Raw genomic sequence first — 17,661 nt, 5'->3', positions numbered from 1 at the left:
TGATGTTAATACTGAATCAGGTTAGCCTTACAGGGTACGAGACCATTATTTGACTGACTGTGAAGCGCTCCATGATGAGTTCACTCTTCAGGGACGGTTTGTCTAAGGAACACAAAACAATGAGTGATAGTCTGGAAACTGTCTATTCAACGACGAATGTGATGGAAGCGGAATTCATCAAGATGACGCTGGAAGGGGAAGGCATTCGCTGTCTGCTCGAGAATGAAAATCAGGCTGCGATGACCGGAATCTTTGAGATCAAAGTCGATGTGGTCTCATCGAACGTAGATCGCGCCCGCCAGATCATTGACGAAATCCGTGAGTCTTCGCAATCGCACGAGGATTCCTCTGAAGAGGAATAATTCTGTCTCAGGATTCCTGCCTGGTGACAATCAGCAGACGTGGCGCGGTTGGTGCAGACGAACGCGCCAGGATCGTTTCCGTTTTGAATTCGCTGGCAGGTAACTCATTCATCCATTCTACAATGGCGCCGGTTTCTGCTTCCCCACCAGGGTGTCCCGGATAAGCGAGGATCGACAGAATTCCTCCGGGACGCAGGTAACCGATCGCCGCGTCCAGCGCCCGCACTGTGGTTGCCTGCTGTGTAATCAGACTGTGATCACCCCCGGGCAGGTAGCCCAGGTTAAACATGATCGCTCCCGTCGCGCCCTGGTGTTCAGCCGGAACGATCTCTGCCAGTAGACTGTGATCAGAGCAGATGAGTTCACAATGAAAGCAGTCCACCTCCGCGAGTTGTGTGGCTGTCTGCTCCAGTGCCGACTCTTGAATGTCGATTGCATACACGTACCCCGTGGGACCAACGGTCTGACAGAGAAAACAGGTGTCGTGCCCGTTCCCCGCAGTGGCGTCGATGGCGGTTTCACCGGCGCGGAGAATATCAGAGATGCGTGCGTGTGCCTGGTCGGTTAAACGTGTCATGATTTTGGTTTGAGCTTACGGCTGAGGTCCAGTTGTTTTTCCGGCGTCGCTTTGTCTTCCAGTACATCGGCAAAATGGGCTGCCATCCAGGGGGTTTGCAGACTCCCTTTCGAGGCAAAACCGTTGAAGAATCCGACGCATGGGATTTCCGGATGCAGTCCCAATACAGGCAGTCGTCCGCGAATGACCGGACGGACCGCGGCCCGATGCTCGACAACTTCAAATGGAACGTTCAGAAATTCGGTCAGACGCTGCATGATTTCTTCACGGCCGGCAGCCGTGGGTTCACAGTCGAGGTGTTCCCGATCATAAGTCGAGCCGGCGCGATACAGGTCATCCTGCCAGTGCGCGAGCCAGACTCCCCGGTTCACCACGCGTCGCTCTGTCAGACCTGGAATTTTCAAGGTCAGGATTTCTCCTTTGACGCCCTCAAAAGGCACTTTTTCAAACCAGGGATTGTGCCGCGCCTGGATCCCCTGGCAGAAAATGATTTTGTCGGCACTCACTCCCAGACGATTGATCTGGACCTGGTCTGCTTCCCATGCCAGGTCCTGTTGAGGATCGATGTCCGCTTTCAAAAAACAGTTTTGTTGTTGAAACCACTCTCGCGAAGCTTCCAGGTAAGTGGGAACATCCAGTTTTCCTCCGCTCTGCATTTCGAATCCCCCCTGTGACACATCGAATTCTGATTCGTTCGCCAGAGGCTCGGGAATCGAAACCAGTTCCGGAAAATGTGTCTGGGATCGTTGCTGGTACTGTTCCTGTTCCTGCTCTGAAGCGAACAGACGCAGCATTGGGTTCAACTCCAGGAAACGGGAACCGGTAAGCGCTTCAATTTCACGATAGAAGCGGACGGCGAAGGGCAGGAATTCTTCCAGTCGCCAGGAGACCACCAGACGCAGTCCGGTTATGGGCGTAATCAATCCAGCAGCAATTTTCGAGGACGTGATCTCTTCAACACGATCGATGATCAAGGTGTGATAGCCGCGTTGCTGCAGCGTCCAGCCGAGCGCAGTGCCTGCGAGTCCCTGGCCGACGATGAGATAGTCAAAATGTTTAAGTGGTAACATGCAGCGCGGTTCGTTGGTGAGTCACTGTTAAAACAGTAAAGAGTCAGGAAGTAATATCATCCACATAGTTCTGTAGCAGATTTTCTTACGAAGAAGAAATTCTACAGTTCTCTGTCACACAACTGTATCGACACAACTGCGTAGGGCCTTGTCAATCTACCTTAGAAATCCTGTTCATTATTAAGGAATCTTACTTATTTCGAAATGTCGTAACATCGAAATATCTTGTTTGACAATTTTATAAAACTCATATTAAAATCGTATCGGAGAGTGTTGATTTATTTAATTTCCATTAATAATTCGTTTGGATTTTCGCATCTCCTCCCCGTCTCTTGGGATTCCACTCATCTTATAAATTTCCGGTAACGGACTTAGACTCAATTCTATTTACGAGTGACGCCAGTTTTAACTGGTGTTAAACGAGCGTACTGAGCAGCGATTTATACTCTCATTCAATCAGATGTCCTTTCATTTTCATCTGAGAGAGAAGCGATACTGCGTGTTGTGAGAGAGACTGATTTTATCATCTCAATAATCACTATTCTTAATCTTAAAGGAGAGTCAGTATGGAGTTGAAACGCTCAAAGAAGAGAGGCTTTACGTTGATTGAATTGCTGGTGGTCATCGCGATCATCGCAATTTTGATCGCCCTGCTACTACCCGCCGTTCAACAGGCGCGCGAAGCGGCCCGTCGAAGTACCTGCAAGAACAACCTCAAGCAGATCGGGTTGGCACTGCACAACTATCATGAAACACACTCGATGTTTCCCAACGATGTCTGGACGAACGCTCCGGGTGGTTCCTCACCGGGAGCTCGTAACTACAGTTGGATTACTCTGATTTTACCATTCCTGGAACAGGCGCCCCTGTATAATCAGATTAATTTCTCTGCACCGCTGCTGGGCCAGACTGGAACGGCAGGACCAATTCAGGCGACTAAACTGCCTGTCCTGCATTGCCCTTCAGACCAGGACCATGATCCCAGCGCCCGTGATGGTTTCGCGACCACCAACTATGCCGGATCTCAGGGATTTGACTGGTGGGATCGACCCAACCAGGTTCACACAGGCGTCTTCACGCTGAAATCAAAAGTCCGGATTCGTGACATCACCGATGGAACCACCACGACCATTGCCGTGGGTGAAGTTCCGCAAAATGGTTTTGCCAGTGGCGGACGAACCTGTGGTGCCGGCCGACTCCGCGACGGTGGTGGAGAAGCGGTCTACCGCATGGCATTTATTGCTTCGACACACATCGTGGTCATGAACGATCCCCGAAATCAGCTGTTGTTACCGGACGGTACTTCCACCGGTGAAGATGCCACATTCTTTAAAACAGCTCCTTATGCCTGGGGGCCGGTTTATATCGCTGCTCACTGTCTGAACTCAGAATGGCCAGGACCGGGTTCTGTGCATCAGGGAGGCGCTCACTTCCTGATGGCCGATGGTTCGGTACGATTCATCAGTGAAAACATCGATTACCACGGTGATCACAACCAGTCAACTGGAGCACCCAGCCTCTGGATGTCGCTCAATACGATTGCCGGTGGTCGCTTCGATAGTATCGTTGGCGATTTTTAATCAGCAGTTCTCAGTTTCCTCTCCCGGATCTCCGGGAGAGGAAAGCGTGCTGATGACCTGAAGTTCATTTGTCATTTTGGAATAGGAAACAAACATACGATGATGCGCTCAGCGAACGTACTGTTGGCAACCCTGATGATCTGTCTGACAGGCTGTGGAGGCGGGGATGCTGCAGGCAGTAAGCGGACAGTTCAGACCGTTCCGGCTTCTGGAACATTAACATTGGATGATCAACCATTCGGACCGATTCACATTGATCTCTTACCACTGACGAGTGGAGAAAATGTGCGGACCGCCCGGGCGAACGTGAATGAAGATGGCACCTTTGTGCTGGGAACCTATGAGGAAGAAGATGGGGCTGCCCCCGGCAGTTACCGTGTGGTTCTCGGCAATATGGGAGAAAACCTGATGGATCCTCCACCTGCAGTCCAGGAGACCCAGGTGATGATTCCCGAAGGGGGCGGAGATTCAATCAAAATCATTTTGAAGTCTGCCAAAGGGGATGCCGCAGCCGATAGTCTGTTGAATCCCAATATCAAAAAAGCAAAGTAGCGATTTCCTTTCAATGGAATGGAAAACGGCAGTCCTGAAATCAGGGCTGCCGTTTTTTTATGCGCGAAAGACAGCGGTAGCCAACCGGGACAGAAATAATAGACATTCTTAAATAATCGCCCGTTTAGCAAACTTTATATTTGATCACTGGCTGTGTGTTCATATAATGGGTTCGCGTCGAACTGAATCTGTCTCAAGCAAGGAACTCGTCATGATGCGCCGGAGAATCACATTTCTCAGTAGTTTTGCAGCGGTTTTACTCTATTGTGTCGTTGTGCCAATCGTTGCTGAGGAAAAAGAAGAGGCGGCCAATGATACTAAAATCGATACGATGCGGGAGTTGCTCAATGCCTGGTCGATTCGAACCAGGGAAGAACGTAGTGCGCCGCTGGCTTTCGTCCAGGAACCGGTCATGAAATATCATGATCCCAAATATAAAGTGACGAAAGGTGCGATCTGGCGTTTAGGAACAACGGGCCGCCCCTGGGCATATATCGCCGTGGAAATGGATCACCCGGAAGGGTCTGCAGGACGCGCCACTTATGAATTCCTCTCGTTGACCGAAAAACCGTTTCGCATTGAAGGGCCCAGTGTAACCTGGCAACCCTGGGAGGTCGGGATCGAATTCAAACCACTGCCCGATGCACCCGAACCGGCGGCAACCGCGGAAGAGCGACTGGACCAGATGCAACAGCTGGCAATTCGATTTTCAGCCGAGGAGATGCTGGGACGCGAACAGATCTTTCTGAATCTGCATCCCACTCCCTTCGACCAGTATCAACCGACCGATGCAGAGAATTCGGATGCCGCGGCGTTCTATTTTGAACGCGGGTTCAATCCCGAGGTCATCCTGATTCTGGAAACCGACGGCAAGACCTGGTCTTATGGCTGTGCGCGACTGTCTGCAGCAGCGACGACAGTCCAACTCGACAAGCAGGAAGTCTGGACCAGTCCCAAAATGAGCGTCCGTCCTAAAGAAGGACAGGTCCGTTATCAATGGACGAACGCGTACACCGCCAACCGTTTCTATTTTCGATTACCCCAGGAGATGCGCGGCTTTCGAGCCTTTGGTCAGCCGGTTCCGGCAAATCAACAGGTGGCACCACCGCAGAAAGCAGCTGAGCCCGCCAAGGCAGAATAGAGTCTGACCAGAGACTATTTGCCGATGCAGTAGAGCATGTCCTGACGTTTTCCCGAGGCGCGTCCGGCCGCGCGATGAAAGATCTGACTGCCGCAGATTGCCGGCGAAGCAAAACCTTCGTCGCCGAGCTGGTTTTCTGCCTGCAGTTCAAATTTCTGAGGATTCGAACGGAAGACAAACGTGGTCCCCCGTTCGTTCGTCAGATACAGATTGCCGTTCGCGAGGACCAGTGAGGAAGAGACTTTCCCGCCCAGGCGATGCTTCCACATCTCTTTCCCGGTCTGTGCATCCCAGCAGTAGGCGATGCCGTTGTCATCGACCGCATAGAGATATCCATTCGCAGCCAGCATCGATTGCTCATAGCATTTGACGCGGTTCGTCCAGGCGACCTTGTCCGAACCATCTGCTTTCACCGCGATGGTTCCCTTGGTTGGAAAACCACCACTGGCGAAGACGAGCTCCTGATCCCAGACCATGGTGCCACAGCTGACAATCCAGGGAGCAGGGACCGACCAGATCTCGCGACCATTTCGCGGATCGAAACTCGCAACCCGCGAGTTGCCGCTGTGTAGCAGCTGGTCCCGACCAGCGATGCGGGCGACAATGGGCGTCGAGAAATTGATTTTATCAGGGCGATCGAGACGCCAGACTTCTTTGCCCGTCTGTTGATCGAAGGCAGCCAGGTAACCGTTCTTCTCATACTCGGCTGCCACGATCACCGTATTTTCATAGAGAAGGGGAGAGGGACCATAGCCGAACTGATACGCCCTGGGCAGAAAGCCCCCCGCCCGGATCTGCCAACGCTGTTTCCCATCCAGATCGAGCGCCGTGAGTTGAATACTTTCATGATGCGGGAAGGCCGCGAAAACCAGTTCGCCATTGGAAGCGAGTGTGGGAGAAGCGTGCGTATTCTTCTGATGAATTTTGGGAGCGAAACCACCCCGGTTGACGTCGGTTTTCCAGAGTATCTTCCCCGAGTCCCGGGCGAGACAAACCACCGACTGGATTTCCTGTGACTCATCAGCGGTCGCAATCAGTACTCGATCATTAACCACGATCGGCGAGGCATGGCCCCGTCCGGGGAGTGGGGTTTTCCAGTGAATGTTTTCCGTTTCCGACCACTTGACTGGTGGTGTTTGCCCGGCAGCCGCCACCCCGTTTCCCGTGGGCCCGCGCCACACGCGCCAGTCATCAGCGGCAAACAGGCTGGACGCAAGCAGGCAGAACAGAAGTGTCAGCACGATCTGGCGGGGGAAGCATCTCATTACGGAAACGGCTTTCAAACGGGAATGGATTGGACAGAAAATCTGAGCAGCTTGAAGTAAGTATTTCGGTTCTATTGTGTGTTGCATGAGAACGGTCTGCAAGGAGAGTCTGGCTTCAAAGTTTTGTTTACTAAAATACCCGGTGGTAGATATTCAAATATTCATAGAAGAGGATGCATTCCCGTCTTCCGTTCAGGAAACCTGTTTTCACAGGTGACAGATTGACTTTTGGTTTGTTAAGATGAATCAGTTCCGAATCAGGTTATTTATGCGCCAGCATTTCTATTCGCACTTCCAGTGAATTCAACATGATTCAGGCAGGCGAGCTCTTCCAATCTGAAGTTACAAGCGTTTCTGGTTCTAATGAATTCAAGCAATGATCTGCAATTGAATTCTCATTGATACCTCTGGTGCGCTCCCGGGGTTCTCTTAGAATCAGGACTAAGGGCCGTTATGATCCGCGTTCAAAACCTCACACGTATTTTCGAAGCCGGAAAACAGGATGTTCTGGCCGTCGATCATATTTCGTTCGCAGTCGAAGCAGGGGAAGTCTATGGTTTGCTGGGGCCCAATGGTGCCGGTAAAACTACAACGCTCCGCATGATTCTCGGCCTGCTCAAACCGACCAGTGGCGATGCCGAAGTCGAAGGCTTTCGCGTCTCGACGCATCCCGACGAAATCAAACGACGGGTCGGCCTCGTCTCAACCAGTGCCGGCCTGTACCAGTGGTTGACGCCCCGCGAGATCCTCTCTTTTTTCGCCGACGTCTATGGCGTCTCCGCGGCGCAGGCGGAAGACCGTATCGCGCGACTGTCGGACCTGTTCCGGCTCTCCGAATTTCTCGATCGTCGTTCTGCTACATTGAGCACCGGTCAGAAGCAACGCGTCAATCTGTCACGCTCCCTGATCCACGATCCGCCCGTGATGCTGATGGATGAACCGACGCGTGGTCTGGATGTGGTCGGCAGCAAGGTCATCTTCGATTACATCGACCATCTCCGTGATGAAGGCAAAGCCGTCATCGTCTGCACACATCGTCTGGATGAAGCCGAGCAGCTCTGTGATCGGTTCGGACTCCTGTACGAGGGTAAGAAAAGCTACGAGGGCACACTGGAAGAGCTGCAGCAATGCACTTCCTGTCAGACATTAACCCAGATCTTCCTGCAACTGCTGGATGCGCCTGTGACAAAATCGGAAACAGTCGCCGCGGCACAGGGGGAACTGCTTTAATGGTGTCACCCTACGATCAGGACTCGGATCACCGGATCTACACTCCCACGACCGGTTTTCGCTTTTCGGGTCTGTTGAAGAAAGAACTACGCGAAATTCTCCGCGACCGCCGCACCGTGATCACCCTGATCCTGATGCCGCTGCTGGTCTATCCACTGCTTGGTCTTCTATTGCAGAAGTTCTTTTTGAGCCAGATGAGCCAGCTGGGCAAAGTCGAATACCGAATTATTCTCTCCAACGAATCAGAGGGACAGCTGTTTCGCGCCCTGCTCACTAAAGGGAACCGTCTGCTGGCAACCAATCCAGGCATGTCGCCTGTCGAACAGAAAGCAGCTGACGACGAGCAGCCCCTGGCCCGCTTTCAACGGGTCGATCCGGTAATCAAGTTTCTGATCGCCGACAGTTCCGGTGAAAATCAAAACATTTCGAAACTGGTCCGCGATGGTCTGGTCGATGTGGGCGTACGCTACATTCCCATCGACACTGCGCAGGCTGATCAGGGTGGAGAGAGACACAGTGGCCGTTTTCAGATTACCTACGGCGCACAGTCGCCCCACAGTCGACGGGCCGCGGAATATGTCGAGAAACGTCTGCAGGCCGTACGCTGGAATTACCGCGACCAGCTGCTGACAGAAATGGGAAAAAGCGACACCGTTCCGTTCATCGCGACGTTTGATCCGGTAAAGTCCGAGATGCGACAGGGGGCTTCCCTGGTGACGTTCGTCCCCATGATTCTGCTGTTGATGACGATGACTGGCGCCGTCTATCCCGCAATCGATCTGACAGCCGGCGAACGCGAACGTGGAACGTTGGAAACCTTAATGGCTGCGCCGTTACCCCGCATGTGGATTCTGTGTTCCAAGTTTTTTGCCGTCCTGGCGGTGGCGACGCTGACGGCCCTCGTGAATATGGTGGCGATGCTGGCGACCGCTTATGCAAACGGTCTGGAGGGGATGCTGTTCGGCGAGGGGCTGACGCCGGTCGTCTTAATGCAGATTCTGTTACTCCTGTTGATCTTCGCCGCCTTCTTCTCTGCGGTCCTGCTCTGTATTACCAGCTTTGCCCGCAGCTTCAAAGAAGCACAGGCCTACCTGATTCCGCTGATGCTGATCTCGATGGCCCCCGGTGTCATCGGCCTGGTGCCCGATCTCAAAATGACGCTGCTCTGGGCGGTGATTCCCCTGGCGAATATCGTACTGCTCAGCCGCGATTTTTTACTGCATCAGGCGCAGCCGGCACTGTTTTTTGTTTCCGTCTTTTCCACGGTCTTCTACGGCGTGGTTGCCCTCAGCCTGGCCGCCCGGATATTCGGCACCGATACAATTTTGTATCAGAGTGAGGCTTCCTGGAGCGATTTTTTCAAGCGTTCCACCAAAACCCATGCCGCCCCCGCGCTGAATAATGCAGTGCTCTGTCTGGCGGTGTTGTTTCCGGTGTTCATCCTGTCGGCTGCATTTATCAGTCGGCTGCAGGAACTTTCCATGGCGATGCGACTGCTGGCATCAGGCACGCTCACCTTCTGTCTGTTTCTGCTGATCCCACTTTTATTCGCCTGGCTGGGTGGTGTGAATCTGAAGTCCGGCTTTCGCTGGAATCGCCCCCGACCGCTGGCCTGCGTGGGAGCGGTCCTGCTGGGATTCACGCTCTGGCCGATGGCTTACGAGATCGAGATCTTCGCCCTGACCGACTATCGCATTGAAGTTCTCACGAAACTATTTGATTCGATGAAGCTGGAACTGGAGCTGGTACCACTCTGGATCAAGCTGATCAGCCTGGCGGTACTCCCCGCGATCTGCGAAGAACTCTTCTTCCGCGGTTACCTGTTGAGCGGTCTCTTGAACCGATTTTCGAGTACCAAATCGATCTTCATTTCAGCGTTTCTGTTCGCACTCTTCCACGTCATCGTGCGTGATTCCCTGTTTATCGAGCGGTTTTTTCCCAGCTTCTTCATGGGAATCTCTTTGGGATATGTCAACGTCCTCTCGCGAAGTGTCATTCCCGGGATTGTGCTGCACATGTTGCACAACGGCTTGCTGATTACCTTCGCCAGCTATCAGCACTACTTCTCACAATGGGACATGAACCTGCAGGACCAGAAACATCTGCCCCTTTTCTGGCTGATCGTTTCCCTCTGTTCCATCGTGGTCGGGTTCGCGCTGGTTTATTTCAGTAGCCGGAACCAGAAAACAGACGAGACGCTGGTCGGCGTCACTCCCCCGACAGCTGGTTAACGCTTTTCTGTCAGTCCTGCTTTCGCTGTCGTTTTATAACCGGTAGGATAAATAAGAGAAATACTGTCAGCTTCACAGCGAGCTGCAGTTGGCAATCTCCTGCTTCATTGTCCTGGATCGTCTTGAGGAGTCTACCATGTTGCGTCCGCTTGTCTGTTGTCTCTTATTGTGTCTGAGCTCCGGATTGCTTTCGGCAGCTGAACAGCAGCGACCGAATATCGTGGTCATTCTGGCCGATGATTTCGGGGTGGGCGATATCCAGGCACACTATCCGGATAACAAAATTCCAACGCCGTATCTCGACCGTCTGGTAAAGCAGGGGATGAGCTTTACCGACGCCCACAGTGGTTCGGCGGTTTGCACTCCCACCCGCTATGGACTCCTCACAGGCCGCTATGCCTGGCGGACGCGCCTGCAGGAATGGGTGATCGCCGCTTACGAACCTCCGCTGATCGCTGCCGACCGACTCACATTTCCCGGGTTTCTCAAGTCGCAGGGTTATACAACCGCCTGCATCGGAAAGTGGCATCTGGGCTGGAACTGGCCGGGACCGCAGCCCAGCCAGATGACGGAGAAACGCAACGGCCAGTGGCAACTGAGCTGGGACTTTACCAAATCAATTTCGGGGGGACCGATTGACCGGGGCTTCGATTATTTCTTCGGCGTCGATCTGCCGAATCTGCCTCCATTTACCTTCATTGAAAACAACCGGGTCTTTCCACAGCCCACAGCAAAATTTCAACCCGATCCCGCAGAGGGAATTGTGTTGCCCAAAGCATTCACCGGCGCTCCGGCGGCACCCGACTGGAAAATGCAGGAAATTCTTCCCGAATTAACCCGGCGGGCAGTCAAGTACATCGAACAGCAAGCGGCACAGCAGGAACCATTCTTTCTTTATTTTTCGATGACCTCTCCGCACGAGCCGGTGGTTCCCTCGCCCCCTTTCCGTGGAAAAAGTGGCATCGCACCCGTGGCTGATTTTGTGATGGAAACAGACTGGTCTGCAGGTCAGGTGATTCAGGCGATTGACCAGGCGGGACTGGGCGAGAACACCGTGGTGATCTTCACTGCAGACAATGGTCATTCGCATTACACGGGTTGGAATGATCTGATCAAAGCCGGTCATCTCCCCAGCGGTCCTTATCGCGGACATAAAGGCGATGTCTGGGAGGGGGGACACCGCGTTCCGCTGGTCGTCCGCTGGCCCGGAAAAGTACAGGCGGGCAGCAGCAGTGACCAGCTGATCTGCCTGACGGATCTCCTGGCAACCAGCGCTGATCTCCTGGGAGCAAAATTACCCGCAGCCGGCGCAGAAGACAGTCTCAGCTTTTACCCCGCACTGCAGGGAAAAGCGTCAGGCGGCTCACGCACGTCAGTGGTCAATCACTCGAACTTTGGTGAATTTGCCTACCGGGATGGTCCCTGGAAACTGGTGTATAAACTGAGCGGACGCAATCTGGAAAAATCGCGCGGCAAGCCGACGATCGCAGAGCTCTATCACCTGCAGTCTGACATTGCGGAAGAGCAGGATCTGTCACAGAAACATCCGGAACGGGTCAGACAGATGACAGCCGACCTGCAGGCATTGATCGATCGGGGCAGCAGTCGCCCGAACCAGCAAAGCCAAAACGACGGGCAAGTCGAATTTAAGACAACTCAAAAGTTGCGCTGGGCACCAGTCAAAGATTGAAGAAAAAAACGGAATTCAAGCTCAGTCTGCTTCCGCTGATTCATCTCGCGCATCATTTAAAATGCGATTGCCGCGTTTCAGCGAATCCATTCCGAAACGGTCGGCGATCTGATCTTTGATCTGGTCCAGTCGGGAGTGTTTCTGTTGATCCTCTTCGTCAAACAGACTGCGCTGCTGAACGGCGCTCTGATCGAAACCGGAAACGCCGACCCCGATCAGTCGAATTGACAGCCGGCGGGCCGGCAGCCGGTGTTCCAGCATCTGCAGGGCGGCGGCCTGGATATCGCGGGTGATGTCCGTCGGTTGCGCGATAGTCGATGCCCGCGTAAAGGTTGAGAAGTCATCGTACCTGATTTTGAGCTGAATCGTTTTTCCGCGCAACTGGTTTTTACGGAGCCGACGGGCCACGTCTTCTACCAGTTCAATCAGGACGGACTTGAGGATTTCCAGATCGGTCACATCGCGGGAAAAAGTAGTTTCGCGCGAAATGGATTTGGCCTGACGTTCCGGCACCACGGGACGCTCATCGAGCCCCTGTGCCAGCTTCCAGAGATGCGCACCCTGTTCGCCGAACAGTTCCGTGAGTAATTTCGGTTCGAGGGCCCGTAATTGAGCGACGGTTTGAATTCCCAGTTGGTTAAAGCGGCGGGTGGCAACTTTTCCAATGCCCCAGATGCGTGAAATGGGCAGTGGGTCGAGAAAATCATGAATGCGGTCAGGCGCGACAATCACCAGACCATCCGGTTTGTCCGCATCGCTGGCAATTTTCGCGAGGAACTTATTTGGCGCGACTCCCACGGACGCGATCAGGTGTAACGTTTCCTGAACTTCGCGCTTGATCGTGCGCGCTATTTCTGTACCCGTACCGAAGAGCAGTTCGCTTCCCGTCACATCGAGGAATGCTTCATCCAGGGACAACGGCTCGACCAGAGGGGTAAAACGCTGGAAGATCTGCTGCAGTGTATGGGAGACGGCTGCGTAATCTTTCATCCGGACCGGAAAATAGTGTGCGTGGGGGCAGAGTGAGCGGGCGGTTTTCATCGGCATGGCACTGTGAACGCCGAATTTGCGCGCGGCATAGTTGGCAGCGGAAACGACACCCCGTGACTCAGCCCGACCGCCGACAATGATCGGCTGCCCTTTGAGTTCCGGGTGATCCCGTTCTTCGATGGACGCGTAAAAGGCGTCCATATCCACGTGCAGGATGGTGCGCATGCTACCGTTTCAGGAAAGAAAATATGTTAGGGTCTTTTATAAAACCAGGTTCGCCACGTTCGATCAGCAAAAGTGAGGTGGCGGCACTTTTTTGATACTTTCATTCTATCAGGAATCCCGGACAAGTCGTATGAAGAAAACAGACATAAAGCAGTCTTGATCTTTGCATTGCCGATTCCGAGTTCCTTATAATGGACTCATTGATCAATCATCCTGCACCTGCGTGATTCCATTCCTGAAATCGGCGCGCACCCTTCCATGTAGATAAGGAGTCTTCAGTGAGTAATTCCAAGCAGAATCGTCGCGACTTTTTGAAAACCTCAGCAGCCGCAGTCGCGGGAAGCAGCGTTCCCTTCTGGTTCAATGTTAATCCTGCCAGCGCCTATAAGTTCAAAGCAGCCAATGATCGCCCCGTGGTGGGTTGTATCGGTACCGGGAGCCGCTGGAATGCCGTTGGTCCGAATGCGATGAAGTACGGAGACGTGATTGCCGTCTGCGATGTGGATGCAGCACACGCTGGTAAAGCACACGACAAGGTCAAAGAAATTCAGGGAAAAAAAGGCAACAACAAAGAAGTCGCGGTCTTCGAAGACTACCAGAAAGTTCTGGAAAATCCCGAGATCGATATCGTGACGATCGTAACGACCGACCACTGGCACACCAAAATTGCCATTGAAGCAATGAAAGCCGGCAAGGACGTTTATTGTGAAAAGCCGCTGACTCTGACGATTGATGAAGGCAAGCAGATCATCAAAGTGCTCAAGGAAACAGGCCGGGTCTTCCAGGTCGGCACCCAGCAGCGGAGCGAAATGAATCAGCGGTTCCTGAACGCACTGGCGATCATCAAGGAAGGTCGTCTGGGTGATATCACCGAAGTGGAATGTGTGATTGGCGGCATTGAGCCCAGCGGATCCATTCCCGTGGCCGAGGTTCCCAAAACTCTGAACTGGGACAAATGGCTGGGCCAGGCACCCATGACGGATTACCGCTGGAAATCAGCCGACGGACGTCCTAAAACCCGTTGCCATTACGAATTCCGCTGGTGGTATGAATATTCCGGTGGCAAAATGACCGACTGGGGTGCGCATCATGTGGATATCGCCCAGTGGGGGATTGGCATGGATCATTCCGGACCGACCCAGGTCGTGCCGATTTCCGCAGTGCATCCGGTTCCTCTTAAAGACGGTATGCCGACCAAGGATGATGAATACAATGTGGCTTCCAAGTTTGAAGTTCAGGCGACCTTCCCGAACGATGTGAAGATGACGATCAAAAGCGATGGTCGTAACGGAATTCTGTTTAGCGGGACCAAGGGGCGGATGTTTGTCAGCCGCGGCGATCTGACCGGAAAGCCTGTGGAAGACCTGAAAGACAATCCACTTTCCAGCGATACCATCAAGGAACTCTACAAAGGACGCCAGCCCGGCGATCACATGCGGAACTTCTATGAATGTGTCGATGCCCGTGAGCAGCCAATCTCAGATGTGATGACGCACCACCGCGCAATCACCACCTGTCACCTGGCCAACATTGCGATTCGCCTGAATCGATCTCTGAAATGGGATCCCCAGACGGAACAGATCATTGGCGATGATGAAGCCAACCAGTGGCAGAGCCGTGAACAGCGGAAAGGCTACGAGATCAACGCATAAACGTTGACTGCACAGAAAAAGCCTGGAGGGGTGATCCCTTCCAGGCTTTTTTTACAGATCTGCTGTCGGAGTCTCGCAGTCAATTGCGGCCGGGTAAATTACAGCCAGAGATGGATACGCTCGAGTAAATCCTCGGGAACCCGTTTTTTGACCGCGTTGAGCACCTGATTATCGTGGTAGCGCGTACTGAAATGCGCGAGAATCAGTAACTCGTTCTTAAAACGGTCGGCGCGTTCGATGATATCATCAAGGTGCATGTGCCCGAACTTATGAATTCGTTCCCGCCGATGTTCCGGACGGTGGAACGTCATCTCGGTGATCAGGACTTTTGATTCATAAGCAGTTTCGAAGTGGTCCAGTCCCGCGGGAGCAGTATCGCCCGTGTAGCAGACCAGGGGCACCCGGATTTCTTCACTGACTTCGACTCCCGCCATCCGCGCATCGCGAATTTCGGTTTCCGGTTTACCCATGAATTCCGGCTTGAGCTTTTTACGACAGTCCCAGACCTGGAATCCGATCGAAGGGACCGTGTGCTTGGTCTGAAATGCAGTGACAGCATGTTCGCGGGTCAGCTGAATGTCATCGCCGTCTTTCATGCCGATGAGTTCACAGTCCATGCGGCCCCGGTCCAGTTTGTGCCAGCTGCGGAGCATTTTCCAGACGGGATCGACTACTTCTTCGGGTAGATAGATCGTGGGCGGGCTCATTTTCATCATCCGCCGCCGGGCCACGTACGCGGGGAGCGCTGCCATGTGGTCCAGATGCGCATGGGAAATAAAATACACCGACGTTCCCATAAATGACCAGGGGCTGGCTCCCAGGTCAAAGCCAAGTTTCAGCTCGGGAATCCTCCAGTAACTCTGTACTGCAGCGCGAGAATACCCCTCGATGGTGAGTCCTTTATATTTTACTGATTGGAGAGGCAGATTTTCGAGCATGAGCTTAGCTTATCAGAGACTGGGCAGAGCCGTTTTTCAGAACCGAACCGGTTCTTGTTACCGGTTCAGGTCGGAGTGATTAAAGAATCGGGCTGAATTGCCCGGGAATCAGGCTCAGATTACTTCATTTTCAGCAGTATACCAAGAAATACACCGCCGGTTTTCGAGAACGATTCGAGAATCGGCGGTGTGATTATAATTATGTGTACTTCAACAGCTGAAGTGACACTTATTTGACAGGAATGGATCGCCCTGTCTGAATACTTTTTGCTTCCGCGTAGCAGATTTTCAGAGCATCGCGGGCCAGGGCGCCGGAGAGTGCCTCGGGTTCTTCACCCGACTGAATCGCATTGACGGCTGCCTGCAGTTCCAGCGTGAAGGCGGCACACCATTCGTTGCCCCCTTTGAGTTTTGGATGTTTCAGCTGTCCGGACTTGGTGATCAATGTCAGCGGCTGGCTGACAACCCATTCCTTATTTTTGCCGACACCCATCGTTCCGGCTCCGAAGAGAACGGTGGCTTCTTCAAAGTAGAGTTCAAAGCCGTGGGCGAATTCGAGGCCCCGCGTCGCGATGCCACCGCTGACACAGCTGATCGCCAGGTTCGGGTCTTCATAGTCATAAACGGTATGCACGTGGTTGATGTAACCCTTGTTTTCGATCCCGCGGGAGGTCACTTTCTGGGGAACGCCACACATCAGGCTGATCAGGTGGTTGTCATGAATGTGCAGGTCGATGCCCCAGCCACCCAGTTTCTGGAAGTCTTCAATATTCTCTGACCATTTGGGAGGAGCCATCACACGGCGGAAGTGTGCGGCCAGCAGTTTTCCATATTTCTGGCTGCGAACACATTCAACGGCAAACTGAAATTCCGGGAAGAAGGGAAGGACCTGGGCGACCATGAACTGTACGCCCGCTTTTTCGGCTGCCTTCACCATCCGGTTGGCGGCCTTGAGGTCGATGGCAATCGGCTTTTCGACCAGTGTGTGTTTGCCGGCCTGGATGGAATCCATGGCGACTTTTTCATGCATTTCGGTGGGAAGACAGATATCGACCAGATCAATATCGGGGTCTGCCAGCAGTTCATGGTAATCACTGTACTGTTTTACCTTGGAGAGATCGACCTGACCTCCGCGGGGACCGAAGTTGCCTTCGATGCTGCTCCAGTCGCCAGACAGTTTCTTGGGATCGCGCGTTGAGATCGCAGTGACCTTGGCTCCTTTGAGCTTTTTGGCTCCTTCGTAGTGAGCCATTCCCATAAAACCGACGCCGATTATTCCGATACGAACCATGATGTTCCCCTGATAGCGAGGCAGAAATTCTGAGTTAGTTAACACTGTTGCTAAAGACTGACGATCAAAGTGGGAATCGTCAAGCGGTTCCCCGCTGCTTTTCCGTCTTCTTTTGCATCTGCATTCACCGCCGCCAACCGGTAACCGGCTGAGAGGAGAGAAAGAAATTTTGAAATTCTTTTCCAGCGAACGGACCGGTTTTCAGTAGAACCTGTGGCGTCCATTATATTGGAAATTGACTGCGAGCTGGGCACCGGTCAGCGGGCTGAGGGGAAATTGTCTGGTTATGAGAACTCTGACGATGTCGCTGATTGTGCCTGTTTATTGTGCAGGGGTGGTTGTGCCTGATTTTTGGGCACGATTTTGGGTAAAATGAGTGGTTTCGGGGCGGTTTTTGGCGGTTGTACGGGTCGTGACGTTATTTTTCAGTCTGGGCTGGACATGATAATTCAAAAGCTGTTATCATACTGATGTCGACATCGTAGTGATGGCAGTTTGCTGGCTGGTTTCAGTGAATTGTCGAGATGAGTACTCTTGAACTACCCTCATCCTGCACAATGCTTTCGACCTTCCTGGAAGGTTACAGGGAAGTATGAGGGAACAGAAAACGAAGGATTCGAAAAGAAATGCTTGTATTATCACGTAAGCCCGGCGAGCGGATTCGGATTGGCGATGACGTAACCCTGACGATTGTTCGTATTGGCCCCAATTCTGTGCGATTAGGAATTGATGCTCCGCGCAGCATGAGCATTGTTCGCGAAGAATTGTGTATCGACTTTTCAGACTTGCCGGAATCAGGGCAGCTGACTGAAGAGCCTTCTTCGCATTAAAGCAGTACGACCGAAGTCTCTATTCATTTCTCAGGGC

At 52.9% G+C, this 17,661-nt stretch carries 15 protein-coding genes; 9 read left to right on the top strand and 6 right to left on the bottom strand.

The annotated features are described in order from the left end of the window. The first annotated feature begins 119 nt into the window (after positions 1 to 119). Positions 120 to 362, top strand: coding sequence for a putative signal transducing protein (locus tag FYZ48_RS22620; protein ID WP_187782167.1), 243 nt, complete (start codon positions 120 to 122; stop codon positions 360 to 362). A 7-nt stretch (positions 363 to 369) separates the two neighbouring features. On the opposite strand, the gene FYZ48_RS22615 is transcribed toward FYZ48_RS22620, so the two are convergent. Both FYZ48_RS22615 and FYZ48_RS22610 read right to left on the bottom strand, forming a co-directional pair. Next, complete coding sequence (locus tag FYZ48_RS22615; protein ID WP_149344604.1) at positions 370 to 939, bottom strand: class I SAM-dependent methyltransferase; 570 nt, start codon at positions 937 to 939, stop codon at positions 370 to 372. Then, entirely contained in the window at positions 936 to 2,009 is a 1,074-nt protein-coding gene (locus FYZ48_RS22610) for an NAD(P)/FAD-dependent oxidoreductase (protein WP_149344602.1), read from the bottom strand. The genes FYZ48_RS22615 and FYZ48_RS22610 overlap by 4 nt, the downstream gene beginning before the upstream one ends. 566 nt (positions 2,010 to 2,575) lie before the next feature. On the opposite strand from FYZ48_RS22610, the gene FYZ48_RS22605 reads away from it, so the two are divergent. From FYZ48_RS22605 to FYZ48_RS22595, 3 genes are all read left to right on the top strand, one after another. Then, complete coding sequence (locus tag FYZ48_RS22605) at positions 2,576 to 3,589, top strand: DUF1559 domain-containing protein (RefSeq protein WP_149344600.1); 1,014 nt, start codon at positions 2,576 to 2,578, stop codon at positions 3,587 to 3,589. Positions 3,590 to 3,688: 99 nt separating this feature from the next. Next, the gene (locus tag FYZ48_RS22600; protein WP_149344598.1) at positions 3,689 to 4,141 is read left to right on the top strand and encodes a hypothetical protein; all 453 of its coding nucleotides are present in this window, start codon (positions 3,689 to 3,691) and stop codon (positions 4,139 to 4,141) included. 211 nt (positions 4,142 to 4,352) lie between these two features. Continuing rightward, complete coding sequence (locus FYZ48_RS22595) at positions 4,353 to 5,282, top strand: hypothetical protein (RefSeq protein WP_149344596.1); 930 nt, start codon at positions 4,353 to 4,355, stop codon at positions 5,280 to 5,282. Positions 5,283 to 5,296: 14 nt separating this feature from the next. On the opposite strand, the gene FYZ48_RS22590 is transcribed toward FYZ48_RS22595, so the two are convergent. Further along, on the bottom strand, positions 5,297 to 6,547 hold the full coding sequence (locus FYZ48_RS22590) for an outer membrane protein assembly factor BamB family protein (protein ID WP_149344593.1): 1,251 nt from the start codon (positions 6,545 to 6,547) through the stop codon (positions 5,297 to 5,299). Positions 6,548 to 7,000: 453 nt separating this feature from the next. Between FYZ48_RS22590 and FYZ48_RS22585 the strand changes: the two genes are divergently transcribed. From FYZ48_RS22585 to FYZ48_RS22575, 3 genes are all read left to right on the top strand, one after another. Next, positions 7,001 to 7,777 (top strand): ABC transporter ATP-binding protein, encoded by a 777-nt coding sequence (locus tag FYZ48_RS22585; RefSeq protein WP_149344591.1) that lies wholly within the window; start codon positions 7,001 to 7,003, stop codon positions 7,775 to 7,777. Continuing rightward, positions 7,777 to 10,008 carry an ABC transporter permease subunit/CPBP intramembrane protease gene (locus FYZ48_RS22580; protein WP_187782166.1) on the top strand — a complete coding sequence of 744 codons (2,232 nt, stop codon included), beginning with the start codon at positions 7,777 to 7,779 and terminating at the stop codon, positions 10,006 to 10,008. Before FYZ48_RS22585 ends, FYZ48_RS22580 begins: the two co-directional genes overlap by 1 nt. A 136-nt stretch (positions 10,009 to 10,144) precedes the next feature. Continuing rightward, complete coding sequence (locus FYZ48_RS22575) at positions 10,145 to 11,698, top strand: sulfatase family protein (protein ID WP_149344587.1); 1,554 nt, start codon at positions 10,145 to 10,147, stop codon at positions 11,696 to 11,698. 21 nt (positions 11,699 to 11,719) lie between these two features. Here the strand turns inward: FYZ48_RS22575 and dinB are convergent, their stop codons facing one another. After that, positions 11,720 to 12,913, bottom strand: a complete 1,194-nt coding sequence (gene dinB, locus FYZ48_RS22570) for a DNA polymerase IV (RefSeq protein ID WP_149344584.1) — start codon at positions 12,911 to 12,913, stop codon at positions 11,720 to 11,722. Between the two features lie 278 nt (positions 12,914 to 13,191). Here dinB and FYZ48_RS22565 point away from each other — a divergent pair, with 278 nt between their 5' ends. Then, complete coding sequence (locus FYZ48_RS22565; protein WP_149344582.1) at positions 13,192 to 14,565, top strand: Gfo/Idh/MocA family oxidoreductase; 1,374 nt, start codon at positions 13,192 to 13,194, stop codon at positions 14,563 to 14,565. Between the two features lie 98 nt (positions 14,566 to 14,663). On the opposite strand, the gene FYZ48_RS22560 is transcribed toward FYZ48_RS22565, so the two are convergent. Together FYZ48_RS22560 and FYZ48_RS22555 are read right to left on the bottom strand one after the other, a co-directional pair. Beyond that, positions 14,664 to 15,503, bottom strand: a complete 840-nt coding sequence (locus tag FYZ48_RS22560; RefSeq protein WP_149344580.1) for an MBL fold metallo-hydrolase — start codon at positions 15,501 to 15,503, stop codon at positions 14,664 to 14,666. A gap of 229 nt (positions 15,504 to 15,732) precedes the next feature. Beyond that, positions 15,733 to 16,794 (bottom strand): Gfo/Idh/MocA family protein, encoded by a 1,062-nt coding sequence (locus tag FYZ48_RS22555; RefSeq protein ID WP_145042093.1) that lies wholly within the window; start codon positions 16,792 to 16,794, stop codon positions 15,733 to 15,735. A gap of 626 nt (positions 16,795 to 17,420) precedes the next feature. Between FYZ48_RS22555 and FYZ48_RS22550 the strand changes: the two genes are divergently transcribed. After that, complete coding sequence (locus FYZ48_RS22550; RefSeq protein WP_145042092.1) at positions 17,421 to 17,624, top strand: carbon storage regulator; 204 nt, start codon at positions 17,421 to 17,423, stop codon at positions 17,622 to 17,624. The last annotated feature ends 37 nt before the right edge of the window (positions 17,625 to 17,661 follow it).

The sequence above is a fragment of the Gimesia chilikensis genome, from assembly GCF_008329715.1.
GTDB lineage: Bacteria > Planctomycetota > Planctomycetia > Planctomycetales > Planctomycetaceae > Gimesia > Gimesia chilikensis.
This window is presented reverse-complemented; position numbering and strand designations above follow the sequence as displayed.

Coding starts and splice junctions, on each gene's coding strand:
- FYZ48_RS22620 (WP_187782167.1), top strand. CDS start 120: ATGAGTGATAGTCTGGAAACTGTCTATTCAACGACGAATGTGATGGAA.
- FYZ48_RS22615 (WP_149344604.1), bottom strand. CDS start 939: ATGACACGTTTAACCGACCAGGCACACGCACGCATCTCTGATATTCTC.
- FYZ48_RS22610 (WP_149344602.1), bottom strand. CDS start 2,009: ATGTTACCACTTAAACATTTTGACTATCTCATCGTCGGCCAGGGACTC.
- FYZ48_RS22605 (WP_149344600.1), top strand. CDS start 2,576: ATGGAGTTGAAACGCTCAAAGAAGAGAGGCTTTACGTTGATTGAATTG.
- FYZ48_RS22600 (WP_149344598.1), top strand. CDS start 3,689: ATGATGCGCTCAGCGAACGTACTGTTGGCAACCCTGATGATCTGTCTG.
- FYZ48_RS22595 (WP_149344596.1), top strand. CDS start 4,353: ATGATGCGCCGGAGAATCACATTTCTCAGTAGTTTTGCAGCGGTTTTA.
- FYZ48_RS22590 (WP_149344593.1), bottom strand. CDS start 6,547: ATGAGATGCTTCCCCCGCCAGATCGTGCTGACACTTCTGTTCTGCCTG.
- FYZ48_RS22585 (WP_149344591.1), top strand. CDS start 7,001: ATGATCCGCGTTCAAAACCTCACACGTATTTTCGAAGCCGGAAAACAG.
- FYZ48_RS22580 (WP_187782166.1), top strand. CDS start 7,777: ATGGTGTCACCCTACGATCAGGACTCGGATCACCGGATCTACACTCCC.
- FYZ48_RS22575 (WP_149344587.1), top strand. CDS start 10,145: ATGTTGCGTCCGCTTGTCTGTTGTCTCTTATTGTGTCTGAGCTCCGGA.
- dinB (WP_149344584.1), bottom strand. CDS start 12,913: ATGCGCACCATCCTGCACGTGGATATGGACGCCTTTTACGCGTCCATC.
- FYZ48_RS22560 (WP_149344580.1), bottom strand. CDS start 15,503: ATGCTCGAAAATCTGCCTCTCCAATCAGTAAAATATAAAGGACTCACC.
- FYZ48_RS22555 (WP_145042093.1), bottom strand. CDS start 16,794: ATGGTTCGTATCGGAATAATCGGCGTCGGTTTTATGGGAATGGCTCAC.
- FYZ48_RS22550 (WP_145042092.1), top strand. CDS start 17,421: ATGCTTGTATTATCACGTAAGCCCGGCGAGCGGATTCGGATTGGCGAT.